The sequence below is a fragment of the Ideonella alba genome (assembly GCF_018069875.1).
In the GTDB taxonomy this organism is placed as follows: Bacteria; Pseudomonadota; Gammaproteobacteria; order Burkholderiales; family Burkholderiaceae_C; genus Ideonella; species Ideonella alba.
In genome coordinates this window covers 147,132-172,404 of record NZ_JAGQDF010000009.1, presented here as the reverse complement: position 1 = coordinate 172,404, position 25,273 = coordinate 147,132, and the positions used below count along the sequence as shown (strand labels likewise).

At 69.6% G+C, this 25,273-nt stretch carries 27 protein-coding genes and 2 tRNA genes; 15 read left to right on the top strand and 14 right to left on the bottom strand.

The window, feature by feature from the left end; translation table 11 throughout:
• Positions 1 to 4 precede the first annotated feature (4 nt).
• The 4 genes from soxY to KAK07_RS16320 all read right to left on the bottom strand — a co-directional run bounded on the left by soxY (position 5) and on the right by KAK07_RS16320 (position 3,393).
• Positions 5 to 463 carry a thiosulfate oxidation carrier protein SoxY gene (gene soxY / locus KAK07_RS16335; RefSeq protein WP_210853789.1) on the bottom strand — a complete coding sequence of 153 codons (459 nt, stop codon included), beginning with the start codon at positions 461 to 463 and terminating at the stop codon, positions 5 to 7.
• A gap of 92 nt (positions 464 to 555) precedes the next feature.
• The gene (locus tag KAK07_RS16330) at positions 556 to 1,689 is read right to left on the bottom strand and encodes a c-type cytochrome (RefSeq protein ID WP_210861915.1); all 1,134 of its coding nucleotides are present in this window, start codon (positions 1,687 to 1,689) and stop codon (positions 556 to 558) included.
• The gene (gene soxC, locus KAK07_RS16325) at positions 1,673 to 3,070 is read right to left on the bottom strand and encodes a sulfite dehydrogenase (protein ID WP_310740742.1); all 1,398 of its coding nucleotides are present in this window, start codon (positions 3,068 to 3,070) and stop codon (positions 1,673 to 1,675) included. The genes KAK07_RS16330 and soxC overlap by 17 nt, the downstream gene beginning before the upstream one ends.
• Positions 3,067 to 3,393, bottom strand: coding sequence for an ArsR/SmtB family transcription factor (locus KAK07_RS16320; protein ID WP_310738545.1), 327 nt, complete (start codon positions 3,391 to 3,393; stop codon positions 3,067 to 3,069). The genes soxC and KAK07_RS16320 overlap by 4 nt, the downstream gene beginning before the upstream one ends.
• Before the next feature lie 79 nt (positions 3,394 to 3,472).
• On the opposite strand from KAK07_RS16320, the gene KAK07_RS16315 reads away from it, so the two are divergent.
• From KAK07_RS16315 to KAK07_RS16285, 7 genes are all read left to right on the top strand, one after another.
• Entirely contained in the window at positions 3,473 to 3,781 is a 309-nt protein-coding gene (locus KAK07_RS16315) for a rhodanese-like domain-containing protein (RefSeq protein ID WP_210861913.1), read from the top strand.
• 116 nt (positions 3,782 to 3,897) lie between these two features.
• Positions 3,898 to 4,431 carry a YeeE/YedE thiosulfate transporter family protein gene (locus tag KAK07_RS16310; protein WP_247661060.1) on the top strand — a complete coding sequence of 178 codons (534 nt, stop codon included), beginning with the start codon at positions 3,898 to 3,900 and terminating at the stop codon, positions 4,429 to 4,431.
• Between the two features lies 1 nt (position 4,432).
• A complete protein-coding gene (locus KAK07_RS16305; RefSeq protein WP_210861912.1) occupies positions 4,433 to 5,053 on the top strand; it encodes a DUF6691 family protein in 621 nt (206 codons plus the stop codon).
• A 38-nt stretch (positions 5,054 to 5,091) separates the two neighbouring features.
• Positions 5,092 to 5,346 carry a hypothetical protein gene (locus tag KAK07_RS16300; RefSeq protein ID WP_210861910.1) on the top strand — a complete coding sequence of 85 codons (255 nt, stop codon included), beginning with the start codon at positions 5,092 to 5,094 and terminating at the stop codon, positions 5,344 to 5,346.
• Between the two features lie 22 nt (positions 5,347 to 5,368).
• Positions 5,369 to 6,013 carry a DUF6969 family protein gene (locus KAK07_RS16295; protein WP_210861908.1) on the top strand — a complete coding sequence of 215 codons (645 nt, stop codon included), beginning with the start codon at positions 5,369 to 5,371 and terminating at the stop codon, positions 6,011 to 6,013.
• Complete coding sequence (locus KAK07_RS16290) at positions 6,013 to 6,996, top strand: sulfurtransferase (RefSeq protein WP_210861906.1); 984 nt, start codon at positions 6,013 to 6,015, stop codon at positions 6,994 to 6,996. The genes KAK07_RS16295 and KAK07_RS16290 overlap by 1 nt, the downstream gene beginning before the upstream one ends.
• 15 nt (positions 6,997 to 7,011) lie before the next feature.
• Entirely contained in the window at positions 7,012 to 7,728 is a 717-nt protein-coding gene (locus tag KAK07_RS16285; RefSeq protein ID WP_210861904.1) for a class I SAM-dependent methyltransferase, read from the top strand.
• Between the two features lie 16 nt (positions 7,729 to 7,744).
• On the opposite strand, the gene KAK07_RS16280 is transcribed toward KAK07_RS16285, so the two are convergent.
• The 6 genes from KAK07_RS16280 to lgt all read right to left on the bottom strand — a co-directional run bounded on the left by KAK07_RS16280 (position 7,745) and on the right by lgt (position 11,017).
• Positions 7,745 to 8,161, bottom strand: coding sequence for a DsrE family protein (locus KAK07_RS16280; RefSeq protein WP_210853780.1), 417 nt, complete (start codon positions 8,159 to 8,161; stop codon positions 7,745 to 7,747).
• Between the two features lie 63 nt (positions 8,162 to 8,224).
• Positions 8,225 to 9,142: an AEC family transporter gene (locus KAK07_RS16275; protein WP_210861902.1), complete on the bottom strand. Its 918-nt coding sequence runs from the start codon at positions 9,140 to 9,142 to the stop codon at positions 8,225 to 8,227.
• Between the two features lie 108 nt (positions 9,143 to 9,250).
• Positions 9,251 to 9,325 (bottom strand) — tRNA-Val (locus tag KAK07_RS16270).
• Between the two features lie 20 nt (positions 9,326 to 9,345).
• A tRNA-Val gene (locus KAK07_RS16265) sits at positions 9,346 to 9,420 on the bottom strand.
• Between the two features lie 65 nt (positions 9,421 to 9,485).
• Positions 9,486 to 10,196: a DNA polymerase III subunit epsilon gene (gene dnaQ / locus KAK07_RS16260; RefSeq protein ID WP_210853778.1), complete on the bottom strand. Its 711-nt coding sequence runs from the start codon at positions 10,194 to 10,196 to the stop codon at positions 9,486 to 9,488.
• Positions 10,193 to 11,017, bottom strand: coding sequence for a prolipoprotein diacylglyceryl transferase (gene lgt / locus KAK07_RS16255; RefSeq protein WP_210861900.1), 825 nt, complete (start codon positions 11,015 to 11,017; stop codon positions 10,193 to 10,195). The genes dnaQ and lgt overlap by 4 nt, the downstream gene beginning before the upstream one ends.
• 75 nt (positions 11,018 to 11,092) lie before the next feature.
• On the opposite strand from lgt, the gene ilvD reads away from it, so the two are divergent.
• Positions 11,093 to 12,952, top strand: a complete 1,860-nt coding sequence (ilvD, locus tag KAK07_RS16250; protein WP_210861898.1) for a dihydroxy-acid dehydratase — start codon at positions 11,093 to 11,095, stop codon at positions 12,950 to 12,952.
• Positions 12,953 to 12,967: 15 nt separating this feature from the next.
• Here the strand turns inward: ilvD and KAK07_RS16245 are convergent, their stop codons facing one another.
• Complete coding sequence (locus tag KAK07_RS16245; protein ID WP_210853776.1) at positions 12,968 to 13,246, bottom strand: TIGR04438 family Trp-rich protein; 279 nt, start codon at positions 13,244 to 13,246, stop codon at positions 12,968 to 12,970.
• Positions 13,247 to 13,362: 116 nt separating this feature from the next.
• Here KAK07_RS16245 and KAK07_RS16240 point away from each other — a divergent pair, with 116 nt between their 5' ends.
• Both KAK07_RS16240 and KAK07_RS16235 read left to right on the top strand, forming a co-directional pair.
• The gene (locus KAK07_RS16240; RefSeq protein WP_210853775.1) at positions 13,363 to 13,662 is read left to right on the top strand and encodes a c-type cytochrome; all 300 of its coding nucleotides are present in this window, start codon (positions 13,363 to 13,365) and stop codon (positions 13,660 to 13,662) included.
• Between the two features lie 96 nt (positions 13,663 to 13,758).
• On the top strand, positions 13,759 to 14,250 hold the full coding sequence (locus KAK07_RS16235; protein WP_210853774.1) for a 3'-5' exonuclease: 492 nt from the start codon (positions 13,759 to 13,761) through the stop codon (positions 14,248 to 14,250).
• A 321-nt stretch (positions 14,251 to 14,571) separates the two neighbouring features.
• On the opposite strand, the gene acs is transcribed toward KAK07_RS16235, so the two are convergent.
• Positions 14,572 to 16,539, bottom strand: coding sequence for an acetate--CoA ligase (gene acs / locus KAK07_RS16230; RefSeq protein WP_210853773.1), 1,968 nt, complete (start codon positions 16,537 to 16,539; stop codon positions 14,572 to 14,574).
• Between the two features lie 239 nt (positions 16,540 to 16,778).
• On the opposite strand from acs, the gene KAK07_RS16225 reads away from it, so the two are divergent.
• Both KAK07_RS16225 and KAK07_RS16220 read left to right on the top strand, forming a co-directional pair.
• Positions 16,779 to 17,426, top strand: a complete 648-nt coding sequence (locus KAK07_RS16225) for a YqhA family protein (RefSeq protein ID WP_210853772.1) — start codon at positions 16,779 to 16,781, stop codon at positions 17,424 to 17,426.
• 70 nt (positions 17,427 to 17,496) lie between these two features.
• Positions 17,497 to 19,023 (top strand): fumarate hydratase, encoded by a 1,527-nt coding sequence (locus tag KAK07_RS16220; RefSeq protein WP_210861897.1) that lies wholly within the window; start codon positions 17,497 to 17,499, stop codon positions 19,021 to 19,023.
• 51 nt (positions 19,024 to 19,074) lie between these two features.
• On the opposite strand, the gene KAK07_RS16215 is transcribed toward KAK07_RS16220, so the two are convergent.
• The gene (locus tag KAK07_RS16215; protein ID WP_210861895.1) at positions 19,075 to 20,334 is read right to left on the bottom strand and encodes a mechanosensitive ion channel family protein; all 1,260 of its coding nucleotides are present in this window, start codon (positions 20,332 to 20,334) and stop codon (positions 19,075 to 19,077) included.
• 27 nt (positions 20,335 to 20,361) lie between these two features.
• A complete protein-coding gene (locus tag KAK07_RS16210; protein WP_210861879.1) occupies positions 20,362 to 21,297 on the bottom strand; it encodes a histone deacetylase family protein in 936 nt (311 codons plus the stop codon).
• Between the two features lie 67 nt (positions 21,298 to 21,364).
• Here KAK07_RS16210 and KAK07_RS16205 point away from each other — a divergent pair, with 67 nt between their 5' ends.
• Genes KAK07_RS16205 through KAK07_RS16195 form a run of 3 tightly spaced genes read left to right on the top strand, consistent with a single transcriptional unit; the run spans position 21,365 to position 25,268 of the window.
• Entirely contained in the window at positions 21,365 to 22,291 is a 927-nt protein-coding gene (locus tag KAK07_RS16205; RefSeq protein ID WP_210861877.1) for an AAA family ATPase, read from the top strand.
• Complete coding sequence (locus KAK07_RS25820; RefSeq protein WP_210861869.1) at positions 22,288 to 23,244, top strand: DUF58 domain-containing protein; 957 nt, start codon at positions 22,288 to 22,290, stop codon at positions 23,242 to 23,244. Before KAK07_RS16205 ends, KAK07_RS25820 begins: the two co-directional genes overlap by 4 nt.
• The gene (locus tag KAK07_RS16195) at positions 23,241 to 25,268 is read left to right on the top strand and encodes a transglutaminase TgpA family protein (RefSeq protein WP_210861867.1); all 2,028 of its coding nucleotides are present in this window, start codon (positions 23,241 to 23,243) and stop codon (positions 25,266 to 25,268) included. The genes KAK07_RS25820 and KAK07_RS16195 overlap by 4 nt, the downstream gene beginning before the upstream one ends.
• Positions 25,269 to 25,273 lie beyond the last annotated feature (5 nt).

Genomic DNA, 25,273 nt, shown 5'->3' with positions numbered 1-25,273 from the left:
TCGATCAGCCGCCGCAGCCGCCGAGCGTGACCTTGATTTCCTTGGTCGCGTAGAGCACCTTGCCGTCGGCCATCATGGCCACGGCGTACACATTGGACGACTGGCCCATCTTCACACGGGTGGCGATGTTGGCGTCGATCGCGTCGCTGACCTCGAAGACCGCGGCCAGGGCCGACGGGTTCTTCTCGATCAGGATGGCCAGGCGCTTCACACCGGGCAGGTTGGTGGATGCACCCACCGGCACCACGGCGCCGTTCTCGGCGATGTCGGGGCCGGTCAGCACCACGTCCTTGCTCTCGGTGGGCGCGGCGCCACCCAGCGACTTGACGGCCTCGGCCATCGACTTGGCATCGAAGGCCGGCTGGTTCCAGTTGGCGCGGGCTGCCGTGGGGACCAGACCGGCGGTGGCCAGCAGACCGGCGACGGTGGCGCTGTGCGCCAGCATGTCACGACGATGGATCATGGATTTCTCCTTGGATGGAAACAGAGGGTGTCGGGTGCTGTCCGGTGCCGCCAGCCCGAGGGTTGAAAGGACGGTCGACCCTGGTGGTCGACTCATTTCTTGGCGCCGGCCGCCAGCCATTGGGCAATGCTCTGGGCATCATTCTCCGACAGGGTCTGCGCTGGCATCGGGATCGCCCCCCATAGCCCTGCGCCTCCCGAGCGGATCTTGCCGCTCAGGTAGTCCACGGCGTCGGCCCGCGAGCCGTGCCGCGCAGCCACGTCGCGCAGCGACGGACCGACGATCTTGTTCTCCACGCCATGGCAGGCCACGCAGCCGTGCTTGCTGAGCAGCGCGATCGCCGGCGCTGGCGTCGCCGCCGCGGCCGGCGCCGGGCTCGCTGCGGCCGTCGCGGCCGCCCGAGGCGCCCCGGAGGGCCTGGTGGTGTCGGCGCCCAACTGCGCGCCGACGATGCGCTGCTGATCGGCCAGGTTGCCGTGCGCGTTGCGGGCGAACTCAGGCAGCAGCGACGCGACCTTGACCTCGGTGGCACAGTCCTTCATGCAGGCCGATCCTTGCACATCGGGCTTGCCGTGACCGAGTTCCTTGCCCGGCCACAGGCCATGGCGGGTCTGCATGCCGTTGCGGTTGGGGATGAGCTTCTGCACCTCGGCCATGTTGCGGTCCGACAGCACATAGTCGTCGGGCAGCACGTAGGCCAGATTCAGGATGTAGGCCACGACCGCATAGACCTCGTCGGTCTTCAGGGACTTCGGCGCGTTCCAGGGCATCGCCCGGTTGATGAAGTCGAACAGGGTGGAGACCGAGCTGAGCTTCATCATCGCCGTGCGCTCGGGGTAGGCCTCGTCGAGCAGGCGGGCCACCCGGCCGGTCTTGACATCGTCCTTGGTGGTGCCGCCGACGATGGGGCTGAAGAACTCGCGCGACTCGCCAAAGACGCCATGGCAGGCGGCGCACTTGGATTCCCAGATGTCCTGGCCCTGGGCGACCGACCCCGACCCCTTGGGCAGGCCCTGCAGGTCGGGGCGCACGTCGATGTTCCAGGCGGCGATTTCCCGCTCGGTGGCCGGGCGGCCGATGCCGTTGTAGAGGCCGCTGGACACCGGCGCCAGGCCGCCGTCGGGCTTGGGTGGCGCCGGGGTGCTGGCGCCGTGGGCCAGCGCCGCCAGGCCCAGGCCCAGGGCCAGCGCGGCGACACCGGAACGCAGATCACGACAGCTGGACATTCTTCACCTCACCATTGGCCTCGACCAGCCAGGTCTGGATGGCGTTGTTGTGGTAGATCGAGCGGGTGCCGCGCACCGCGCGCAGTTGGCGGTAGGTGGCCTGGGTGTGGCCGGTCTCGTCGGTGGCCCGGCTCTGGATCAGCGCGGGCTGGCCGTCCCAGACCCAGTCGAGGTTGAAGCGCGTCAGGCACTTCGACATCACCGGCGTCTCCAGGCGCGCCTCGCGCCAGTTGCGCCCACCGTCCACTGACACGTCGACCCGCTTGATCTTGCCGCGGCCCGACCAGGCCAGGCCGCTGATGTTGTAGAAGCCCTTGTCCAGCAGCACCTGGCCGCCCGAGGGCGTGGTGACCACGCTCTTGACCTCCATCAGGCTGCTGTACTGGCGGTGCGTGCCGTCGGGCATCAGGTCGGTGTAGCCCAGCACCTCGTCCTTGGTGCCGAAGGGCTGGTCGCCCACCTTGATGCGCCGCAGGTACTTGACCCAGCTGACGCCCTGCACGCCCGGCACCACCAGGCGCAGCGGGTAGCCCTGCTGGGGGCGCAGCATCTCGCCGTTCTGGCCCCAGGCCAGCAGCACCTCGCCGCTCTCGATCAGCGACATCGGGATGGTGCGGGTCATCGCCGAGCCGTCACCGCCCTCGGCCAGCACGAAGCGGCCGCGCCTGGCGTCGACACCGCACATGTCCAGCACCAGCTTCAGCGGCACGCCGGTGAACTCGCTGCACGACAGCATGCCGTGGGTGTACTGCGCGGTGGGCACCGCCACGTTGCCCCACTCGATCGAGGTGTTGGCGCCGCATTCGATGAAATGGAAGCGCGACACCGAGGGCAGCCGCATCAGCTCATCCATCGTGAAGACGTGCGGCTTGCTGACCAGTTTCTCGTCGGCGCCATGCACCATCAGGCGGTGCCTGGACGGATCGATGTCGTACCAGCCCTGATGGTGGCGCTCGAAGTGCAGGCCGCTGGGCGTGACAATGCCGAACAGCGACTGCAGCGGCGCGAAGGCGACCGAGGCCTGGGTGGTCTGCGACAGGCCCGGGCTCTGGCGGCGGGCCACGTTGGCCTCGAACTTCGACGGCAGGCCGTAAGGCTGCGTGGCCACGCCCTCACCCAGCGTGGTGGCGTGGGTGGGCAGGTTCAGGATGTTGTCATCGCCCCCGCTGGCCGGCACCGGGTTCGAGGTGGCCTGGGCGACGCCAGCGGCGCTGGCGCCGGCCGCGGCCGCAAAAGCGCTGCGGATGAAATGGCGGCGCCCCTGCCTGGCCTCGGCCCAGACGGTGCGGATGCCTTGCGCATCGAGGAAGTTCTCGGGCGCCTTCAGCAGCCGCCCCCCGGCGGGGAAGGGTTGCAGACGGATGCGATCGTCTTGGGTCACGGTGTCTCCTTGGGTTCGCGGCCCCGGGGGCGCGACGCCGCCTGGGCCTCAAGCCACTGGGTCAGGGCCGCCAGGCGGTCGCCGGCGATCCGGTAGAGCATGTGCACGCCGTCGCGGCGTCGGCTCAGCAGGCCGCAGCGGTACAGGGTGGCCAGGTGCTGCGACAGGTTGGGCTGGCTGGCGCCCACGCTCTCGATCAACTGGCTCACGGTGCGTTCTCCGCCCATCAGGTCGTGGACGATCCGCAGGCGCACCGGCGTCGACAGCAGGGCAAACAGCTCTGCTGCGCGTTCGAACACCCGGTCCTCTTCAGAAGAATCCACAAATCTGCCTATTGAGATATAAGCACATGCAGATATTATGTGAATGTTCCTGACACGAAACTGGTGGAAACACTGAGACATGCGCACTGCCGACCCTGACGACCGCACCGCCGCACCCCCGCCCGTGCTGCTCGACGTCCGCACGCCCGCCGAGTTCGCCGGCGGCCACATCGACGGCGCACTGCACCTCCCGCTGGACCAGCTCCAGCACGCCGCGCCACGCCTGCTGCCCGACCTCGCGCAGCCACTGATCGTCTACTGCGCCTCGGGGGCACGATCGGCCTTTGCCTGCGCGGTGCTGAGCCAGATGGGCTACCGCCAGGCCATGAACGGAGGCGCCATGGCCCAGCTGGCGACAGGTCTGCAGCGCCCGCTGCGGGCAGGCTGATCGCGGCCAGACAGGTCGCCTTGCGAACCGCCCGCGGGTCGGCGCGGACTTGACATGGGGTCGTCACTGGCCGGTATGATGTCATACCCCATTGGGTATCACGCCAAGCCGCCACGATGAACGCTGTCCCTGCCGCCAAGCCACCGCACGCCATGCGCCCTTTCTGGAACCCGCTGCTGGCCGGCATCGTTCTCGGCCTGGTGCTGCTGCTCACCTTCGTGCTCACCGGCCACGGGCTGGGCGCCACCGGGGCCTCCACCCGTCTGAGCGCCTGGCTGGGTGGCGTGATCGCTCCGCAGGCGACGGCGGCCAATGGCTACCTGGGTCCGCTGCTGGAGAACGGCAACCCCCTGCCCTCGTGGATCACCTGGCAGGTCCTCGGCGTGGCGCTGGGTGCCGGCCTGTCGGCCTGGCAGGCCGGACGCTTTCGCCTGCAACTGGATGGTCTGCGCAGCATCGGCCTGGGCCGTCGCGCGCTGACAGCTTTGGCGGGCGGCACGCTCGCCGGTGTCGGGGCCCGCGTCGCGGCGGGCTGCACCAGTGGCCTGGGCTTGTCCGGTGCCGCCACCCTGGCTGTGGCGGCCTTCGTGTTCCTGGCCACCTTCTTTGCCGCCGGGCTGCTCGCCAGCCGGCTGGTGCGGGGGATCTGAGATGCTGCCGCTGAACGATGCCGGCATGTGGTCCGGTCTGGTCTGTGGTCTGGCCTTCGGGGTGGTGCTGGAGCGGGCCGGCTTCGGCAGTCCCTGCAAGCTCACCGCCCAGTTCCGCCTGAACGACTGGTCGGTCTTCAAGGTGATGTTCACCGCCATCGTCGTGGCCGCTGCGGGCCTGTGGCTGCTGCGCATCACCGGGCTGCTGGCCGAGGATGCGCTGTACGTGCCCGCCGCCTACCTGGGCGCGGCCGCGGTGGGTGGCGCACTGGTCGGCATTGGCTTTGCGGTGGGCGGCTACTGCCCAGGCACCTCGGTCGTGGGCCTGTTCTCCGGCCGCGCCGATGCCCTGCTCTTCATTGCCGGCCTGGTGCTGGGCACCTTCGGCTTCGCCGCCGCCTGGGGCCCCTCGCTGGAATCGCTGACCCGCTGGGGCGAACTGCCCAGCGGCGACACCTTCGCCGATGCCTTCGGGCTGCCCGACCTGGCGATGCTGGGCCTGCTGGCCGCCGCGCTGGTGGCGGTCTTCGTCGTCGGCGGCCGGCTGGAGCGCCGCGGCCGCGGCCCGGTCAGCGCCGAACAGGCGGTGGCCGGCGCCGACGACGAACTCACCCGGACCTGACCCCCGAATCCCGCCTTTCATCCCCGCCAGGAGTGCCCATGTCGCGTCGAAAGACCCTTGCCCAAACCCTTCCCGCGCTGATGCTGGCCGCCGGCCTGGTGGCCCCGGCCGCCCGCGCGGCCGACACGGCGCCTGCGCCCAAGGCGGCCGCCTCGTCCGCCTCGTCCGCCGCGCCAGCCAAGGCGGCCAATCCTTGCGGCCCCAGCAACCCCTGCGGCCCGGCCAGGAAGCGCAAGAAGTCGGGCGACAACCCTTGCGGCCCGGCCAATCCCTGCGCCCCCAAGAAGGGCTGAGCCGCCCTGCCCTGCCCGCCCCATGACTTCTGCCCGGGCCACCCCTGCCGACGCCGCCGCCGAACTGGTGGCCGTGCAGTTCGCACTGGCCCGGCGCGGCCTGGGACTGGCACAGGCGGCACTGGCCGGCGCCGGCCGGGTCGAGTCACTGCGCCACTACCCCCGTGGCGACGTGATCGATGCCGACAACCGCTCGCAGTTCTACTACCACCTGCACGGCTCCAGCCGCTGCCCGGCGGCGGAGCATGGCCACTTCCATCTCTTCACTCGGCGGCCGGATGGCCGCTTCAGCCACCTCGCCGGCCTGTCGCTGGACGACCGCGGATGGCCCCTGCGCTGGTTCACGACCAATCGCTGGGTGACCGGCGAGACATGGCAGTGGGCACCCGCCCTGTCGGCCGACATCGACCGCTTCGCCCCTCGCACCACCGGCCGTCTGGCCCCCGTGGCGCGGTGGCTGGGCGCGATGGTCTGGATCCACCGCCGCGGCCTGAAGGCCCTGCTGCGCCGCCGTGACGCCGTGGTGGCGCGACACCTGCTGCGCCGCGATGCCGACGACTTCTTCGAGGACCGCCGCCACGACGTGCTCACCGAGCAGCGGATCGACCTCGCCCACACCCTTTCCCGACTCGCGGGGATACCCCCGCCCACCCCAGGAGACAACTGATGAAGCGCCTCACCCGCATCCTGGCCGCCGCCGCGCTGGCCCTGGGTCTTCAATGGGCCCAGGCCGGCGTGCTGCCCGGTCCGCTGGTCACCCCGGCCTGGCTGGCCGACAACCTCGACAAAGTCCAGGTGGTTGACGTCCGCTCCAACCCCAAGACCTACACCAGTGCCCCCGAGATCGAGACCGACAAGGCCGGCAGGAAGACCGTGGTCGAGGCCGGCGGTCACGTGCCCGGCTCGCGCCTGATCGACATGAAGACCATGCGCGTCGAGCGCCGCATCGGCGAGCAGATGGTCAAGTACATGATTCCCGAGAAGGAGGGTTTCGAGAAGGCGGTGCAGGCCGCGGGCATCGACGCTGGCAAGCCGATCGTGCTGGTGCCGCTGGGCACCGAGGCCGCCGACGTGGACGACGCGCTGCGTGTCTACTGGCAGTTCAAGGTCTATGGCGAGGACCAGATCGCCGTGCTCGACGGCGGCATCGCCCAGTGGGCGCTGGACGGCCGCGCCGTCAGCACCGAGGCCGCGGCACCCCGCAGCGGCAACTGGAAGGCCACGGACGATCGCAGCGGCCGCTATTTCGCCACGTCAGACGATGTGGCCAAGGCCATCGCCGGCAAGTCGGCCACGCTGGTCGACGCGCGCGACGCCCGCCAGTACCACGGCCTGTCCAAGCGCGACTATGTGTTCGCCTATGGCCACCTGGAGGGCGCCCGTCTGTACAGCCCGGACCTGCTGCTGAAGTCGGCCAACGGCGTGGTGAGCTTCATGAGCCCGGCGACCTACAAGGGCCTGATGAGCGCCCAGGGCATCGACCCCGCCGCACCGGCCATCACCTACTGCAACAGCGGCCACCTGTCGTCGGGCCCGTGGTTCGTGCTCTCCGAGTTGCTGGGCAACAGCCGCGCCAGCCTCTACGACGGCTCGCTGCACCAGTGGACACTGGAAAAGCGCAACCTGGTCGGCGCCGTGCCGCTGAACTGAGGCGCCTGCTCCGACATGAACGCTGACGACGCTGCGGCCGACCAGTTGCCCCTGATCGACCAGGAGGACAGGCTGCTGGCCTCGCTCGTGCCGCTGGCGGGCTGCCGCCTCGTCGAGGTCGGCTGTGGCCCTGCGCGGCTGCTGCGGCAGCTGCTGCAGCAGGTGGACGGCCTGGAATGCGCAGCCCTTGAGGTGGACCGGGTGCAACTGGCGCGCAACCGCAGTGAACCGCTCTGCCCGGGCCTGCACTTCATCGAGGCCAGCGCCGCCGCGATGCCCTTGCCCGACGGCTGGGCCGACGGCGTGCTGATGCTGAAATCCTTGCACCACGTGCCGCTGGACGAGCTGGACACCGCACTGGACGAGGTGGCCCGGGTGCTGCGACCCGGCGGCTGGTTCTACGTGTCCGAGCCGATCTACGCCGGTGCCCTCAATGCGCTGATCCGGCTGTTCAACGACGAGGGCGTGGTGCGTGCGGCGGCCCAGGCGGCACTGGACCGCGCACTGGCCCGCGGGCGCTTCACCGCGGTCAGCGAACACCGCTTCGCCCAGGCCGTGGCCTACCCCGACTTCGACAGCTTCGAGCAACGCATGATGCGCCCCAGTTTCGCCGACCACCGGCTGACGCCCGAGCTGATCGCCGCGGTGCGCCAGCGGTTCGAGCCGCACTGCGGCCCGCAGGGCGCGCATTTCGTGCGCCCGATGCACGTGCGGCTGCTGCGCCGCCGCTGAGCCTTAGCGCGGCCCTTCAGGGCTTCAGGTAGGCCCAGCCCTGCAGCTGCAGCTTGGTGATGCGCACCACGCCACTGGGCGTGAAGTCGGCCTCCTGGATGAACTGCTCCTTCTTCAGGTTGCGGTTCTTCAGCGTGATCTCGCAGACCTCGAACTTCACGCCGCGGTTCTTCAGACCGGCGACCAGCGGCTCGTACTCGGTGTCGTTGCGGTCCTTGGCGCCCTCCATCAGGAAGTCCACACCGTTGGCGTGGGCGACGACGGTGATCTGTGCGGACGGGTCGGTGTCGAGGTGGTTGCGCACATTGCGCAGGCCGGCCAGCGCCTGGGTGGCGGTGTCGCTGATGTGGTAGACCACCTTGTCCTGGGCGGCGGCCAGACCCGCCAGGGTGGTCAGGGCCAAGGCCAGCACGGTGGCGCGGACGGATTTCATCAGCAACTCCTGATATTCAACCGCGCGCACGGTACGCGCTGGCATGAGCGGCGTCAATCGGTGTCAACTCAGCAGCCAGAGCACGCCGCTCAGGCTGAGGAAGGAACTGGCGGTGGCCAGCAGCAGGGCGGCGGCGCAGAACCCCTCGTGGCCGTGGCGCTGCGCCAGCATCGGGTAGATGCTCAGCATCGGCGCAGCCGCCGCCACGATGCCGGCGGCGCGCAGCGGGTCGCCGGCCGGCAGCAGCGGCAGCATGCACAGCGCCACCGCCAGCGGGTGACCCACCAATTTGCCCAGCGCCACCACCAGCAGGTCCTTGTCGAGGTGGCCCTTGTGCAGGCCGGCCAGCGCACCACCGATGACCACCAGCGCGGCCCCGGCAGCGGCCCGGCCCAGCAGATCGATCGAGCGCGCCAGCGGCGGCGGCATCGTCAGGCCCAGCGCCGACCACAGCAGCCCGCCGACGATCGCCAACAGCATCGGCTGGCGGGCCAGCGGTGCCAGGGCGTCGCGCAGGCGCTGCCAGGCCCGCGAGCGGTTCGACGCCGGCTCGGCCAGCACGAACAGCAGCGGCAGCACCACCAGGTTCTCGACCAGGAAGACCAGCGCCAGCGCGGGGGCTGCCGCCGCCCCCATCCAGGTCATCAGCACCGGGGTGCCGACGAAACCGGTGTTCGAGCAGGACATGCCGGCGCCCATCAACGCGCGCATCGACGGCTCGCGGCGACGCGCCCACCACCAGCCCAGCGCAAAGCTCAGGACCGAACCGCCCCCGTAGGCCAGCAGGAAACGCCACTGCAGCATCTCGGCCAGTGGCCGCGAGGTGACGATCTGGAACAGCAGCGCCGGCAGCGCCACGCGGATCACGAACAGGCCCACCGCACGCATCACGCCCGCCTCCAGCCAGCCGCTGCGCACCGACAGGAAACCCACCGCCATCAGCAGGTAGATCGGGGCGGTGATGGACAGGATCTGCGTCATGGGGTGGATGATCGCCCGGCCACGCGATGCCAGCGATGCCGGCGCGCGAAGGCTGCTATGCAGCCCGCAAAGCACAACGCCACCGCAAGGGTGGCGTCGCTGGGACCGTGGTGGGCGGTGCAGGGTTCGAACCTGCGACCCCTGCCGTGTGAAGGCAGTGCTCTACCGCTGAGCTAACCGCCCGGTTCAGGGCATGCGGGGCTTGGTGGGCGGTGCAGGGTTCGAACCTGCGACCCCTGCCGTGTGAAGGCAGTGCTCTACCGCTGAGCTAACCGCCCAAGCCGGGCATTTTCTGATGTCTTCTGGCCTTCTGCTGAAGGCCAAGACCCGGAAAAGCCTTTGATTATGCCACAAGCTGGCGCCACAGGGTCTTGCCGCCGCTGGCCTTGTCGAGTTCGGTCAGCACGGCCTCGTGCGCCCGGGCTTCGTCCTCGTCCGGCTCCAGCGTCGGCAGGGCCATCGCGGACAGGTCGATCTGGGCCAGCGCCAGGGTGGCGGCAGCGCTGCTGTCGCCGCCGGCATCGATGACCAGCGAGCCCTGCCCACGGGTCATGTTGATGTAGACGTCGGCCAGCAGCTCGGCATCCAGCAAGGCGCCGTGGAAGGTGCGGCCCGAGTTGTCCACCTCCAGCCGGCGGCACAGCGCATCCAGCGAGTTGGCCTTGCCGGGGAACATCTCGCGCGCCATCACCAGCGAGTCGGTGATCTGCGCCACCGCCTGGCGGAACACCGGGCGGCCCAGGCGGCGCAGTTCCTCGTCCAGGAAACCCAGGTCGAAGGGCGCGTTGTGGATGATCACCTCGGCCCCGGCCACGAACGCCAGCAACTCGTCCACGGCCGACGCGAAGAGCGGCTTGTCGGCCAGGAACGCATCGGTCAGGCCGTGCACCCGGGTGGCCTCTTCCGGCACCGGGCGCTGGGGGTTGAAGTAGCAGTGCAGGTGGCGGCCGGTCAGGCGCCGGTTGTCCATCTCCACGCAGGCCAGCTCGACGATGCGGTCGCCGCTCTCGGGCGACAGGCCGGTGGTCTCGGTGTCCAGGAAGATCTGCCTCATGCCATGGCCTCCGCGCGCTTGTGGCGGCCCGCCCAGACCCACAGCGCCAGACCGCCCGCCACCATCGGCAGGCTCAGCCACTGGCCCATGCTCAGGTTCAGCGCCAGGGTGCCCAGGAAGTCATCGGGTTCGCGGAAATACTCGGCGACGAAGCGCAGCACGCCGTAGCCGATCAGGAACATGGCCGTCACCCGGCCCAGCGGGCGCTGGCGCCGGCTGTAGAGCCACAGCACGACGAACAGCAGCAGGCCCTCCAGCGCGAACTGGTAGAGCTGCGACGGGTGGCGGGCGATCTCCAGTCCCGATTGCGGAAACACCATGGCCCAGGGCAGGCCGGGGTCGGCGGCGCGGCCCCACAACTCGCCATTGATGAAGTTGCCGATGCGGCCGCTGGCCAGACCGGTGGGCACGCAGGGGGCGACCAGGTCCATCACGGCCAGGAACCCCAGCTGGCGGCGCCAGGCGAACACCGCCATCGCCACCGCCACGCCCAGCATGCCGCCGTGGAAGGACATGCCGCCCTTCCAGATCGCGAACACCTCCAGCGGGTGCGTGCCATACCAGCCCGGCTTGTAGAACAGCACATAGCCCAGTCGCCCGCCCACCACCACGCCGACCACGCCGAAGAACAGCAGGTCCTCGACATCGCGGCGCGTCCAGCCCTCCTCGGCGAACCAGGGCAGCCGGGTGCGCAGCGTGGCCAGCCACAGGAACAGGCCAAAGGCCACGAGGTAAGTGATGCCATACCAGTGGACCTGCAGCGGCAGGCCCAGCCCGGTCAGGTCCAGGGCGATCGGGTTGAATTGCGGATGCGTCAGCATGGGCAGGGATCATATCGGCCCCGGCTGGGCGAAAATGGCGGGTTCCTGCTTTCCAACCCTGTCAAGGTTCCGCCGATGCCCGCCTACCGCTCCAAGACCTCCACCGCCGGCCGCAACATGGCGGGTGCCCGCTCGCTGTGGCGCGCCACGGGCATGAAGGACGAGGACTTCAGCAAGCCCATCATCGCCATCGCCAACAGCTTCACGCAGTTCGTGCCCGGCCACGTGCACCTGAAGGACCTGGGCCAGCTGGTGGCGCGCGAGATCGAGGCCGTCGGCGGCGTGGCCAAGGAGTTCAACACCATTGCGGTGGACGATGGTATCGCGATGGGCCACGACGGCATGCTGTACTCGCTGCCCAGCCGCGACATCATCGCCGACTCGGTCGAGTACATGGTCAACGCCCACTGCGCCGACGCGCTGGTGTGCATCTCCAACTGCGACAAGATCACCCCGGGCATGCTGATGGCCGCGATGCGGCTGAACATCCCGGTGGTCTTCGTCAGCGGCGGCCCGATGGAGGCCGGCAAGGTCAAGCTGGCGGTGCCCGGCACCTCGACCATCCAGATCAAGAAGCTCGACCTGATCGACGCCATGGTCATGGCCGCCGACAGCAAGGTCAGCGACGCCGAGGTGGCCGAGGTCGAACGCTCGGCCTGCCCGACCTGCGGCTCCTGCTCGGGCATGTTCACCGCCAACTCGATGAACTGCCTGACCGAGGCGCTGGGCCTGTCGCTGCCCGGCAATGGCACCGTGGTGGCCACCCACGCCGACCGCGAGCAGCTGTTCAAGCGCGCCGGCCGCCTGGCCGTGGAGCTGTGCCAGCGCTACTACGAGGGCGGCGATGAACGGGTGCTGCCGCGCAGCATCGGCAAGAAGGCCTTCGAGAACGCGATGACGCTGGACATCGCGATGGGTGGCTCGACCAACACCATCCTGCACATCCTGGCCGCCGCCCAGGAGGCCGGCATCGATTTCGACATGGCCGACATCGACCGCCTCTCGCGGGATGTGCCGCAGTTGTGCAAGGTGGCGCCCAACACCAACAAGTACCACATCGAGGACGTGCACCGCGCCGGCGGCATCATGGCCATCCTGGGCGAGCTCGAGCGCGCCGGCAAGCTGCACACCGACGCTCCCACCGTGCACGCCCCCACGATGGGCGACGCGCTGGCCCAGTGGGACATCCGCCGCACCCAGGACGAGGCGGTCCAGACCTTCTACAGGGCCGGTCCGGCCGGCATCCCCACGCAGGTGGCCTTCAGCCAGGCCACCCGCTGGCCCAGCCTGGATCTGGACCGTGCCGAAGGCTGCATCCGCTCGTACGAGCACGCCTTCAGCAAGGAAGGCGGCCTGGCGGTGTTGCGCGGCAACATTGCCCTGGACGGCTGCGTGGTGAAGACCGCCGGCGTCGACGACAGCCTGCTGGTTTTCGAGGGCCCGGCCCACGTGGTCGAGAGCCAGGACGAGGCCGTCGAGCACATCCTGGCCGACCAGGTGAAGGCGGGTGATGTGGTGGTGGTGCGCTACGAGGGCCCCAAGGGCGGCCCGGGCATGCAGGAAATGCTCTACCCGACCAGCTACATCAAGTCCAAGGGCCTGGGCAAGGCCTGCGCGCTGCTGACCGACGGCCGCTTCTCGGGCGGCACCTCGGGGCTGTCGATCGGCCACTGCTCGCCCGAAGCGGCGGCCGGCGGCACGATCGGTCTGGTGAAGAATGGCGACCGCATCCGCATCGACATCCCGAACCGCTCGATCAGCCTGCTGGTCGACGATGACGAACTGGCCCGCCGCCGCGCTGCCCAGGATGCCCAGGGCTGGAAGCCGGCGCAGCCGCGGCCGCGCAAGGTGTCGGCCGCGCTGAAGGCCTACGCGCTGCTGGCCACCTCGGCCGACAAGGGCGCGGTGCGCGACCTGTCCAAGCTGGAAGACTGACCGGCCCGGCGGCGCTCAGCGCCGCCGGAAGCTGCTGCTGCGCTGGTCGGGGCCCAGGCCCATCGCCTCGATGTGGCGCTTGCGGCGCTCCTTCTGCTTCTCGAGCTCGCGGTCCATCTCGCGGCGCTTGGTCAGGCCGGTGCCGTCGGCCCAGGCCCACCAGGCCAGCGCCAGCAGAAAAGGCACCGAGAACTTGGCAAAACCCGTCAGCGAGAACGGGTCCCAGGCCGCGGTCGGCCCGATGCCGGCAAAGTGCAGCAGCAACATCAGGACGCCGATCACGATGAAGGCCATGGGGTAACTCCTGTGAAACACGGATGCGACAGCGCCTGCCCGCCGTCAACCGAACTCCTTAGAATCCGTTGTGGCACTGTATCTTGTTTGTGTCCACCCCTCTTAGGAAGGAACCCATGAAAGCTCTGTTCGCCCTGATCGCCGCGGTGGCCGTGACCGCCCCCGCCTTCGCCAACCAGGAACTGGCGCAGAAGAAGAACTGCCTGGCCTGCCACGCGGTCGACAAGAAGGTCGTTGGCCCGTCCTACAAGGAGGTGGCGGCCAAGTACGCGGGCGACAAGACCGCCGCTGCCAAGCTGGCCGAGAAGATCCAGAAGGGCGGCGTGGGCACCTGGGGCCAGGTCCCGATGCCTCCCAACCAGGTCACCCCGGACGAGGCCAAGACCCTGGCCGCCTGGGTCCTGTCCCAGAAGTGATCGGGCGCGGCCCGCGCCGCAGCCGATCCGAACAGCCCCGCTCCGCGGGGCTTTTTCTTGCCCATCGCCGACGCGCAGCGGTTATCGTCGCGCCTGATGAACAGCACCACTGCGCCGTGCGTGATCGACGTCGAGGCCTCCGGCTTCGGCCGCGGAAGCTACCCGATCGAGGTGGGCTACGTCCGCCATGACGGTCGCGGCTGGTGCTCGCTGGTCATCCCGGCCGAGGACTGGCAGCACTGGGACACCCAGGCGCAGACCGTGCACGGCATTGCGCGCGAGACACTGGAACGCCATGGCCGCTCGCCGGCCGAGGTGGCCCGACAGCTCAACCAGGACCTGGACGGTCTGACGGTCTACACCGACGCCTGGGGCAACGACATGCCCTGGCTGCACAAGCTGCATGACGAGGCCGGGGTGCCACTGCGCTACCGGGTGGCGCCGGTGGCGCAACTGCTGGACGATCGGCGCCTGCCCGACCTGGGCGCGCTGCGCCAGCAGGCCTTCCAGGCGCTGGGCATCACCCGCCACCGGGCCAGCAGCGACGCCCGGGCACTGCAATGGGCCCTGGAGCAATTGCTGAACTGAGCGAACTGTGGCGCGGAGATGAGAAAGGGGCGCTGAGGCGCCCCTTCGTCCTTCGCCGCTTGGCGGCGATCAGTTGTTCTCGCCCAACTGTTCGAGGATGCCCAATTGTGGTGCCGGCTCACGTCGCTGCGCGACATGAGCAGGCCCCGAATCCCGCATGCCGCCTCACGGCGGCCGGCGCTGCGCGCCGCTCGATCAGTTGTTCTCGCCCAACTGATCGAGGATGGCGGATTGTGGTGCCCGCTCACGTCGCTGCGCGACATAAGCAGGCCCCGAACCCCGCATGCCGCCTCACGGCGGCCGGCGCTGCGCGCCGCTCGATCAGTTGTTCTCGCCCAACTGATCGAGGATGGCGGGATTCTCCAGGGTGGAGGTGTCCTGGGTGATGGCTTCGCCCTTGGCCAGCGAGCGCAGCAGGCGGCGCATGATCTTGCCCGAGCGGGTCTTGGGCAGGTTGTCGCCGAAGCGGATGTCCTTGGGCTTGGCGATCGGGCCGATCTCCTTGCCCACGTGGTCGCGCAGCTGCTTGGCGATCGCCTTGGCTTCGTCGCCGGTGGGGCGGGGACGCTTGAGCACCACGAAGGCGCAGATCGCCTCGCCGGTGGTGTCGTCCGGACGGCCGACCACGGCGGCCTCGGCCACCAGTTCGGTGCAGCTGACCAGCGCCGACTCGATCTCCATCGTGCCCATGCGGTGGCCCGAGACGTTCAGCACGTCGTCGATGCGGCCGGTGATGGTGAAGTAGCCGGTCTTCTCGTCACGGATGGCACCGTCGCCCGCCAGGTAGTACTTGCCCTTGAAGTCTTCCGGGTAGTAGGACTTCTTGAAGCGCTCCGGGTCGCCCCAGATGGTGCGGATCATCGACGGCCAGGGCTTCTTGCAGACCAGGATGCCGCCCTTGCCCCAGGGCAGGTCGTTGCCGACCTCGTCGACCACCGCGAACTGGATGCCCGGGAAGGGCAGCGTGCACGAGCCCGGCACCAGCGGCGTGGCGCCCGGCAGCGGGGTGATCATGTGGCCGCCGGTCTCGGTCTGCCAGAAGGTGTCGACGATCGGGCAGCGGCCGCCGCCCACGTGCTGGTGGTACCACTCCCAAGCGGCCGGGTTGATCGGCTCGCCCACCGAGCCCAGCAGGCGCAGGCTGGACAGGTCGTAGCTCTTCGGGTGCACCGCGTCATTGGCCTCGGCGGCCTTGATCAGCGAGCGGATGGCCGTGGGCGCGGTGTAGAAGATCGAGACCTTGTGGTCCTGGATCATCTTCCAGAAGCGGCCGGCATCCGGGTAGGTGGGCACGCCCTCGAAGACGATCTCGGTGCCGCCCAGGGCCAGCGGGCCGTAGGTGATGTAGGTGTGGCCGGTGACCCAGCCGATGTCGGCCGTGCACCAGAAGACGTCATCGGCCTTGAGGTCGAAGGTCCACTTGGTGGTGAGTGCTGCATGCAGCAGGTAGCCGCCGGTGCTGTGCTGCACGCCCTTGGGCTTGCCGGTGGAGCCGGAGGTATAGAGCAGGAACAGCGGGTGCTCGGCCTCGACCCACTCGGGCTCGCAGGTGGTGGGCAGGCCCGACACCAGATCGTCCATCCACTGGTCGCGGCCGGCGGTCATCGCGCACTTGGCGTCGCCGCGCTTGACCACCAGCACCTTCTGGATCGAGTCACAGCCGCCCAGGCCAAGGGCCTCGTCGACGATGGCCTTCAGCGGCAGTTGCTTGCCGCCGCGCACCTGGCAGTCGGCGGTGATGATGGCCTTGGCGCCGGTGTCCTCGATGCGGTCACGCAGCGACTGGGCCGAGAATCCGCCGAACACCACCGAGTGGGTGGCGCCGATGCGTGCGCAGGCCTGCATGGCGGCCACGCCGTCGACCGACATGGCGATGTAGATCATCACCCGGTCGCCCTTCTTGATGCCCAGGCTCTTCAGGCCGTTGGCGATCTGGCAGGTCTTGGCCAGCAGTTCGCTGTAGCTGACCTTGGTGACTTCGCCGCCGTCGGCTTCGAAGATGATCGCGGTCTTGTCGCCCAGGCCGCGCTCGACGTTGCGGTCCAGGCAGTTGTAGGAGGCGTTCAGGGTGCCGTCCTCGAACCACTTGAAGAACGGTGCCTCAGCCTCGTTGAGCACCTTGGTGAACGGCGTCTTCCAGCTGATCAGCTCCTTGGCCAGGCGGCCCCAGTAGCCTTCGTAGTCGGTCTCGGCTTCCTTGCACAGGGCCTCATAGGCAGCCATGCCGCTGACGTGGGCCTGGGCCGCGAAATCGGCCGGCGGTGCATAGACCTTGAGTTCTTCGCTCATCGAATGTCTCCTCGAAGCTCGGATTGATGCGTTGCACACCATGTGCGTCCTGGGCGAATGGTCGTCTGGCCGTCTGACGACCGCCTTACTCTGGTGCGCTCGCCCGCCGCGCCAGCCGGATGCCGGCGCACAGCATGGGTGCAGTTGAAAGTCTAGTGTGCACCTGGGGGCGCCGATACCCCGTCGAAGCCCGGGGGTGCTGTCCTAGAATCGCCGCTCCCTGCTCCACGGCCCGCACCATGGCATCACACAACAACACCGACCGCCCGCGCCTTAACCCGCTGGCCAACCTGATCTTCGCCAGTCGCTGGCTGCAGTTGCCGCTGTACTTCGGGCTGATCGTCGCGCAAGGCGTGTACGTCTACAACTTCTGTCTCGAACTGACACACCTGGTGGAGGCCGCCTTCGGCAACCAGCATGCGCTGCAGATCCTGGTCGAAAGCCTGGGCTACAAGGCCAACCCGATCCTGTCGGCCGACGGCAAGCCGGTGGGCATGGACGAGATCAAGGGCCTGAACGAGACCATCATCATGCTGGTGCTGCTGGGCATGATCGACGTGGTGATGATCTCCAACCTGCTGATCATGGTCATCGTCGGCGGCTACGACACCTTCGTCAGCCGCATGAAGCTCGAAGGCCACCCCGACGAGCCGGAATGGCTGAGCCACGTCAACGCCTCGGTGCTGAAGGTCAAGCTGGGCATGGCGCTGATCGGCATCAGCTCGATCCACCTGCTCAAGACCTTCATCAACGCCGACAAGATCACCGACCGCGTGGTGCTGGCGCAGATCGCGATCCACGTGGCCTTCCTGCTGTCGGCCCTGGCGCTGGCCTATGCCGACAAGCTGCTGCAGGACAGCAGCCGCGCCAGCCATCCGCCGCACTGAACCCTCTTGCAAGGCTGGTGACAGTCCGGTGACTACACTGGACGGCTCCGGCCATCACCGCCCGAACGCCATGTCCACCACGATCAAGTACGCCGACCTCGTCGAGAGCGTCGCCGCCGCGCTGCAGTACATCAGCTACTACCACCCGGCCGACTACATCGCCCACCTGGCCCGCGCCTACGAGCGCGAGGAATCCGCCGCCGCCAAGGACGCGATCGCCCAGATCCTGACCAACTCGCGCATGTGCGCCGAGGGCAAGCGACCCATCTGCCAGGACACCGGCATCGTCAACGTCTTCCTGAAGATCGGCATGGATGTGCGCTGGGAAGGCTTCAGCGGCTCGATCCAGGACGCCGTCGACGAGGGCGTGCGCCGTGCCTACAACCACCCGGACAACCGGCTGCGCGCCTCGGTGCTGTCCGACCCCATCTTCGAGCGCAAGAACACCAAGGACAACACGCCGGCGGTGGTCTTCATGGAGGTGGTGCCGGGCAACACCGTCGACGTGATCGTCGCGGCCAAGGGTGGCGGCTCCGAGAACAAGTCCAAGGTCTACATGCTCAACCCCAGCGACAACATCGTCGACTGGGTGCTGAAGACCGTGCCCACGATGGGTGCCGGCTGGTGCCCGCCGGGCATCCTGGGCATCGGCGTCGGCGGCACGGCCGAGAAGGCGGCGCTCCTGGCCAAGGAGTCGCTGATGGACGACATCGACATGTACGAGCTGCTGGCCCGCGGCCCGCAGAACAAGCTCGAGGAACTGCGCATCGAGCTCTATGAGAAGGTCAACGCACTGGGCATCGGCGCCCAGGGCCTGGGCGGCCTGACCACGGTGCTGGACGTCAAGATCAAGACCTACCCCACGCACGCCGCCAGCAAGCCGATCGCGATGATTCCGAACTGTGCCGCCACCCGCCACGGCCACTTCGTGCTGGATGGCTCGGGCCCGGCCTACATGGAGCCGCCGAGCCTGGACCTGTGGCCGGATGTCAGCTGGGCGCCCGACTACAACAAGTCGCGCCGGGTGGACCTGAACACCCTGACCCCGGCCGAGGTGGCCAGCTGGAAGCCCGGCGACACCCTGCTGCTCAACGGCAAGATGCTCACCGGCCGCGACGCCGCCCACAAGCGCATCCAGGACATGCTGGCCAAGGGCGAGCCGCTGCCGGTGGACTTCACCAACCGCGTCATCTACTACGTCGGCCCGGTCGATCCGGTGCGCGACGAGGTGGTCGGCCCGGCCGGCCCCACCACCGCCACCCGCATGGACAAGTTCACCGAGATGATGCTGGCCCAGACCGGCCTGATCGCGATGGTGGGCAAGGCCGAGCGCGGCCCGGTGGCCATCGAGGCCATCAAGAAGCACCAGTCGGCCTACCTGATGGCGGTGGGCGGCAGCGCCTACCTGGTGTCCAAGGCGATCAAGGCCGCCAAGGTGGTGGGCTTTGCCGACCTGGGCATGGAAGCCATCTACGAGTTCGACGTGGTCGACATGCCGGTCACCGTGGCGGTGGATGCCGGCGGCACCAGCGCCCACATCGAAGGCCCGAAGACCTGGCAGGCCAAGATCGGCAAGATCCCGGTGGCGGTGGCCTGACCCCCTGCCCCGCACCCCGACACAGGCCCCGCACCGCGGGGCCTGCGTCTTTCAGGCCTGGCGGATCACCCGCTGCGGGTAAGGGATCTCCACGCCCAGGCGGGACAGCAGCGCCAGGATCGCCAGGTTGACGCCCGAGCGCACGCCGCCGGCGCCGTTCTCCAGGTCGGTGATCCAGAAGTTCACCGTCAGCTCCAGCCCGTCGGCCGCGAAGGCCGACAGGTGCACCACCGGGGCCGGCTCGGCCATCACCCGCGGCACCTGCGTCACCGCCGCCACGATCTGCGGGAACAGCGCATCCAGATCGGTGCCGTAGGCCACGGGCACCGTGGTCTGCAGCAGCACCTGCGGGTCGGCCAGCGAGGAGTTCTCCACCCGCTGGGTGATCAGCATCTCGTTGGGCACGATGGCCTCGCGACCGCCGGGTGAGCGGATCACGGTGTAGCGCATCGCGATGTCGGTGATGCGGCCCTCGAAGTTGTCCACCCGCACGGTGTCGCCAATGCGCAGCGAGCGCTCGGTGAGGATCACGAAGCCCGACACATAGTTGGCCGCCAGCTTCTGCAAGCCCAGGCCGATGCCCACGCCCATCGCGCCGCCCAGCACCGACAGCGCGGTCAGGTCGATCCCCACCGCGGTCAGGCCCACCAGCAGGCCCACGAACACCAGCAGCGCGCGCACGGTGTTGGCCACCACCTTGCGCAGCGACAGGTTCTCGCCACTGGCGCCGCTGAGCAGCCGCGCCTCGATCGCCGCCGAGATCCACAGCGCCACGATCAGCACCACGCCCGCGCTGACCGTGCCCTCCACCAGCGTGCGCAGCGACACGGTGGAGCCGCCCATCTTCCAGTGGATCTCCTCCATGGCCGACAGCAGTTCGGGCAGCAGGCCGGTGACCCAGCCCACCATGCCGGCCCAGACCAGCCACGAGATCGAGCGCTCGATCACCCGCACCACGCGCGACGTGGGAAAGGCCGCTTCCAGCACCCGCACCGCCAGCCGGATCACCGCGAAGGCCACCAGCACCGGGATGACGATCTTGAACACCGCCACGTGCACGTCGGCCGCCACCAGCGCACGTCGCGCTGCCAGCGCCAGGCCCAGGGCCAGCACCGGGAACAACAGACCATCGACCAGCCGGCGGCCGAACAGCACCGAGGGTGCAGCGCTGGCCGCGGCGCCGTGCAGCAGGCGCACCAGGGCCCAGGCCAGGCCCAGGCAGCCGGCAATCACCGCCAGCTCGAGCGCTGCGCTCGGGTGGGTCAGCGCGTTGAGAAATTCCTGCAGGCTGGGGGCGGCATCCGTGGTCATCGCCGGATTGTCACCCGGCCCGTCACGTCACACGTCGGCCAGGGCCCGCAGATGCGCCGCCACGCTGCGCGCCAGCGAACTCAGCGTGTAGCCGCCTTCCAGGCACGAGACGATGCGGCCCTGGCAGTGCCGCTGCGCGACATCCTTCAGGCGGCGGGTGATCCATTCGTAGTCGGCCTCGACCAGCCCGAGCTGGCCCAGGTCGTCCTCGCGGTGGGCGTCAAAGCCGGCCGAGATGAAGATCATCTGCGGCTTGAAGGTCTCCAGGCGCGGCATCCAGTTGGCTTCGATGATCTCGCGGATCTCGCCGCCGCGGGTGTAGGCCGGGATCGGCACGTTGAGCATGTTCTCGCCCATCGGCACGCCACCGCTGAACGGGTAGAGCTGGTCCTGGAAGAAGCTCACCATCAGGATGCGGTCGTCGCCGGCGACGATGTCCTCGGTGCCGTTGCCGTGGTGCACATCGAAATCGATGATCGCCACCCGCTCCAGGCCGCGCACGTCCACCGCATGCCGGGCGGCGATGGCCACGTTGTTGAAGAAGCAGAAGCCCATGCTCTGCGAGCGCGTCGCGTGGTGGCCCGGCGGGCGGATCGCGCAGAAGGCGTTCTCGGCGCGGCCGTCCAGCACCGTGTCGGTGGCGGCCACCGCGGCACCGGCCGCTCTGAGCGCGGCCTGCCAGGTGTGCGGGCACACCAGCGTGTCCGGGTCCAGCGCACGGTGTTCACCCGTCTCGGTGGCCTGCTTCATGAACTCGTCGAGCTCCAGCAGGTAGCCCTCGGAGTGGGCCAGCATCAGGTCGGAGTGGCTGGCCAGCGGCGGATCCATGCGCGTGAGCGCGATGTCCAGACCGGTGGAGAGCAGGTGGTCCTCGATGGCGTCCAGACGCTGAGGGCACTCGGGGTGGCCGTTGCCCATGTCGTGGCGGCGGCAGTCGGGGTGGGTGAAAAAGGCCGTGGTCATGGCGTCATGCCCCCGCACAGGCGACGGCATTTGTCTTCCTCTGGTTGTGAGCTATCGTGCCTCCATGATGAGCGCACGCTGGACCGAACGATTGACCCAACTCAAGGGTCAGATTAGCACGATCGTCGTCGGCAAACCGACCCAGGTGGACGACTGCCTGGCCTGCCTGCTGGCCGGCGGCCACCTGCTGGTGGAGGACCTGCCCGGTGTGGGCAAGACCACACTGGCGCATGCACTGGCGATCTCGCTGGGCCTGCAGTTCTCGCGCGTGCAGTTCACCGCCGACCTGATGCCCAGCGACCTGATCGGCGTCAGCGTGTTCGAGCGCAGCAACGAGCGTTTCGTGTTCCATCCGGGGCCGGTGTTCGCCCAAGTGCTGCTGGCCGACGAGATCAACCGCGCCGGTCCGAAGACGCAGAGCGCGCTGCTCGAGGCCATGGAAGAGCACCAGGTCAGTGTCGATGGTGCCACCCGTGCCTTGCCCCGGCCTTTCTTCGTCATCGCCACCCAGAACCCCGGCGAGCAGCTGGGCACCTACCCGCTGCCGGAAAGCCAGCTCGACCGCTTCCTGATGTGCATCAGCCTGGGCTACCCGGACGCCCGGGCCGAGCGCGCCCTGCTGGCGGGCGAGGACCGGCGCGAGCTGCTGGCCCGCCTGAAGCCGGTGCTCGGTCCTGAGGAGCTGCTGCAGGCCATGGCCGCGGTCGGCCAGGTCCATGTGTCCGAGCCGCTGCTGGACTACCTGCAGGCGCTGATCGCCGCCACCCGCTCGGGCCGCTGGTTCGTCGATGGCCTGTCGCCGCGCGCCGGCATCGGCGTGCTGCGCGTGGCGCGCGCCCGGGCGCTGCTGGTGGGCCGCGACCACGTCACCCCGGATGACCTGCAGGCGGTGCTGCCGCAGGCCATTGCCCACCGCCTGCAGCCGGTGTCGGGCGCGGGCCGCGGTCGGCGTGAGCAGGTCCGCGCGATGCTGCAGGCGGTGCCGCTGCCTTGATCGGCTTGCGACAGCGCCTGCGCCAGGCCTGGCATGCGCGGCACCGGGCCAGCGAGCGCCATGAGCTGAACCAGCGCAACATCTACATCGTGCCCACACGCGCGGGGCTGGCCTTCATCGTCATGCTGCTGCTGCTGCTGATCGGCTCGATCAACTACCAGCTGAACCTGGGCTATGCGCTGACCTTCCTGCTGGCGGGTGCGGCGCTGGCGTCGATGCACATCACCCACGCCAGCCTGCGCGGCCTGAGCCTGCACCTGCGCCCGGTAGCCGCCTGCCACGCCGGGCAGGCCAGCGCGCTGGAACTGCAGATCGCCAATCCTGGTCGCGAGCGCCACGGCGTGGGCCTGGGCCTGCAGCCGGATGCGGGGGCGGCCGCGCTGGCCTGGGCGGAGATTGGCGCCCAGGGCCAGTCGGCGCTGACCCTGACCCTGGCCTGCCCCCAGCGCGGCCTGCACCCGCTGCCGCTGCTGCGCATCGAAAGCCGATTCCCCTTCGGCCTGTTCCGTGCCTGGTCGCTGTGGCGGCCCGCCGGCCAGGTCTGCGTCTGGCCCGCGCCCGAGCAGCCCGAGCCGCCGCTGCCGATCGCCGCGGGTGCCAGCGACGACAGCGGCGAGCGGCGCCGCGCCGAGCAGGGGGAGTTCGACGGCGTGCGACCCTGGCGCCGTGGCGACAGCCCGCGCCGCATCGCCTGGAAGAAGCTGGCGCACAGTGGCGAATGGGTCAGCCGCGAGGGCAGCGAGCCGCAGGCACCGCCGCTGTGGCTGGATCTGGCCGACACGCCCGGCGCGGGCATCGAAGCCCGGCTGTCGCGCCTCACCGCCTGGGCCCTGGCCTGCGAACGCAGCCAACGCCCCTGGGGTCTGCGCGCTGGCGGCCGCGAATGCCCGGTCAGCGTTGGCGCCGTGCACCTGGAGCAGGGTCTGCGCCTGCTGGCGGAGTACCGCGGATGACGCCATTGCCACGCGACACCCGCGACACCTGGCTGCTGCTGGGCCTGATCGGCTGGACGGTGATGCCCCACCTGTGGCGCCAGCCGCTGTGGCTGGCCGTGCTGTGCGTGGGCGTGCTGCTCTGGCGCGGCTGGCTGGCGGCGCGCCAGGCGCCACTGCCCCGGCGCTGGGTGCTGCTGGCGCTGCTGTTGCTGCTGGGCGTGCTGACCTGGCAGAGCCAGCGCACCCTGGTCAGCCGCGACGCGGGGGTGCTGCTGCTGGTCTCGCTGATGGCCCTGAAGACGCTGGAGATGCGCGCCCAGCGCGACGCGATGCTGCTGTTCTTCCTGGGCTTCTTCGTCGTGCTGACGAATTTCCTGTATTCGCAGTCGCTGGCCCTGGCGGCGGCCATGGCCTTGGCGGTGTGGGGCTGGCTGACGGTGCTCACCCTGGCCCACATGCCGGCCGGTCGGCCGACGCTGGCGTCGGCTGCCGGCCTGGCCCTGCGCGCCACCGCCTGGGGCACACCGGTGATGCTGGCGCTGTTCCTGCTGTTCCCGCGCCTGGCGCCGCTGTGGTCGGTGCCCGGCGACGGCGCGGTCACCGGCCTGTCCGACAGCATGCAGCCGGGCGACGTGGCCGAGCTGGCGCTGGACGACAGCGTGGCGCTGCGCCTGCGCTTCGAGGGTCGGCCGCCGCCGGCCGCGTCGCTGTACCTGCGGGGGCCGGTGCTGGTGCGCCAGGATGGCCGACGCTGGCGCACCGCGCCGGGCCTGGGCGAGTCGAGCCGCTCGTCCACCGTGAGCGCCGAGGGCCCCGGACTGGGCTACGAGATCACGATCGAGCCTGGCCGCACGCGCTCGCTGCCCCTGCTGGAGCTGACGCCCAATGCCCCCGCCGGCCTGCCCCCCGAGCTGTCCAACGAGCTGCGCCAGGAGCCGGGCCTGCAGTGGAGCCTGAACGTGCCCACCAGCGCGCGGCTGCGCCTGCAGGCACGCGCCTGGCCGCAGGGCCGGCTGAGCGGCGACCTGGGCCGCGGCGAGCGCCGCGTGCTGCTGTCGCTGGCACCGGGCGCGCACCCGCGCATGCGGGCCTGGGCCCAGTCGCTGCTGGACACCTCGCCCAGCCTGCAGCAGGCCGGCCCGCTCGCCTGGGCGCAGACGGTGCTGCGCCATGTGCGCGAACAGCCCTTCCGCTACACGCTGTCGCCCGGCCCCTACGAGGGCGACGTGGTCGACGAGTTCTGGTTCGACCGCCGCGCCGGCTTCTGCGAACACTATGCCTCGGCCTTCGTGGTGGCGATGCGCGCACTGGGCGTGCCCGCGCGCATCGTCACCGGCTACCAGGGCAGCGACCCCCAGCCGGTGGACGGCTACCTGGTGGTCCGCCAAAGCAACGCCCACGCCTGGGCCGAGATCTGGGTCGAGGGCCAGGGCTGGCTGCGCGTCGACCCCACCGCCGCGGTCGCACCCGAGCGCATCGAGCGTGGCCGCGCCCTGCCCGCCCCGACCGGCCTGGTGGCCGGCACGCTGGACACGGTCAGTCCTGGCCTGAGCCTGGTCCTGCGCCAATGGGCCGAGGCGCTGGACAACCGCTGGAATCAATGGGTGCTGGGCTATGGCCGCCAGGAACAGTACCGGCTGCTGGAGGACCTGGGGTTCGAGACGCCAGACATGGCCACGCTGGGCCGCGCGCTGGCGGTGCTGATGGCCCTGGCGGCCACGGCAGGCGCGGTGTGGGTCTGGCTGGACCGGCGCCGCCGCACGCCCTGGCAACGGCTGCAGGCCTGGCTGATCCAGGAACTGGACCGGCTGGACGTGGTGGCCGACGACACCATGAGCCCCGCGGCCATGGCCCGGCAGCTGCAGCAGCGGCACGGCGCGTCCGCAGCACCACTGGTGGCGCAGCTCGACGCCCTGCAGGCCTGGCGCTACGCCCCCGCCGTGGCGGGGACGCCGCAGCCCCGTGCGTCCTGGCGCGATTGGCAGCGCCGCCTGCGCCAGGCCCGGCGGGCCGTGGCCCTGCCTGACCCCAGCTCCCGATAATCCCG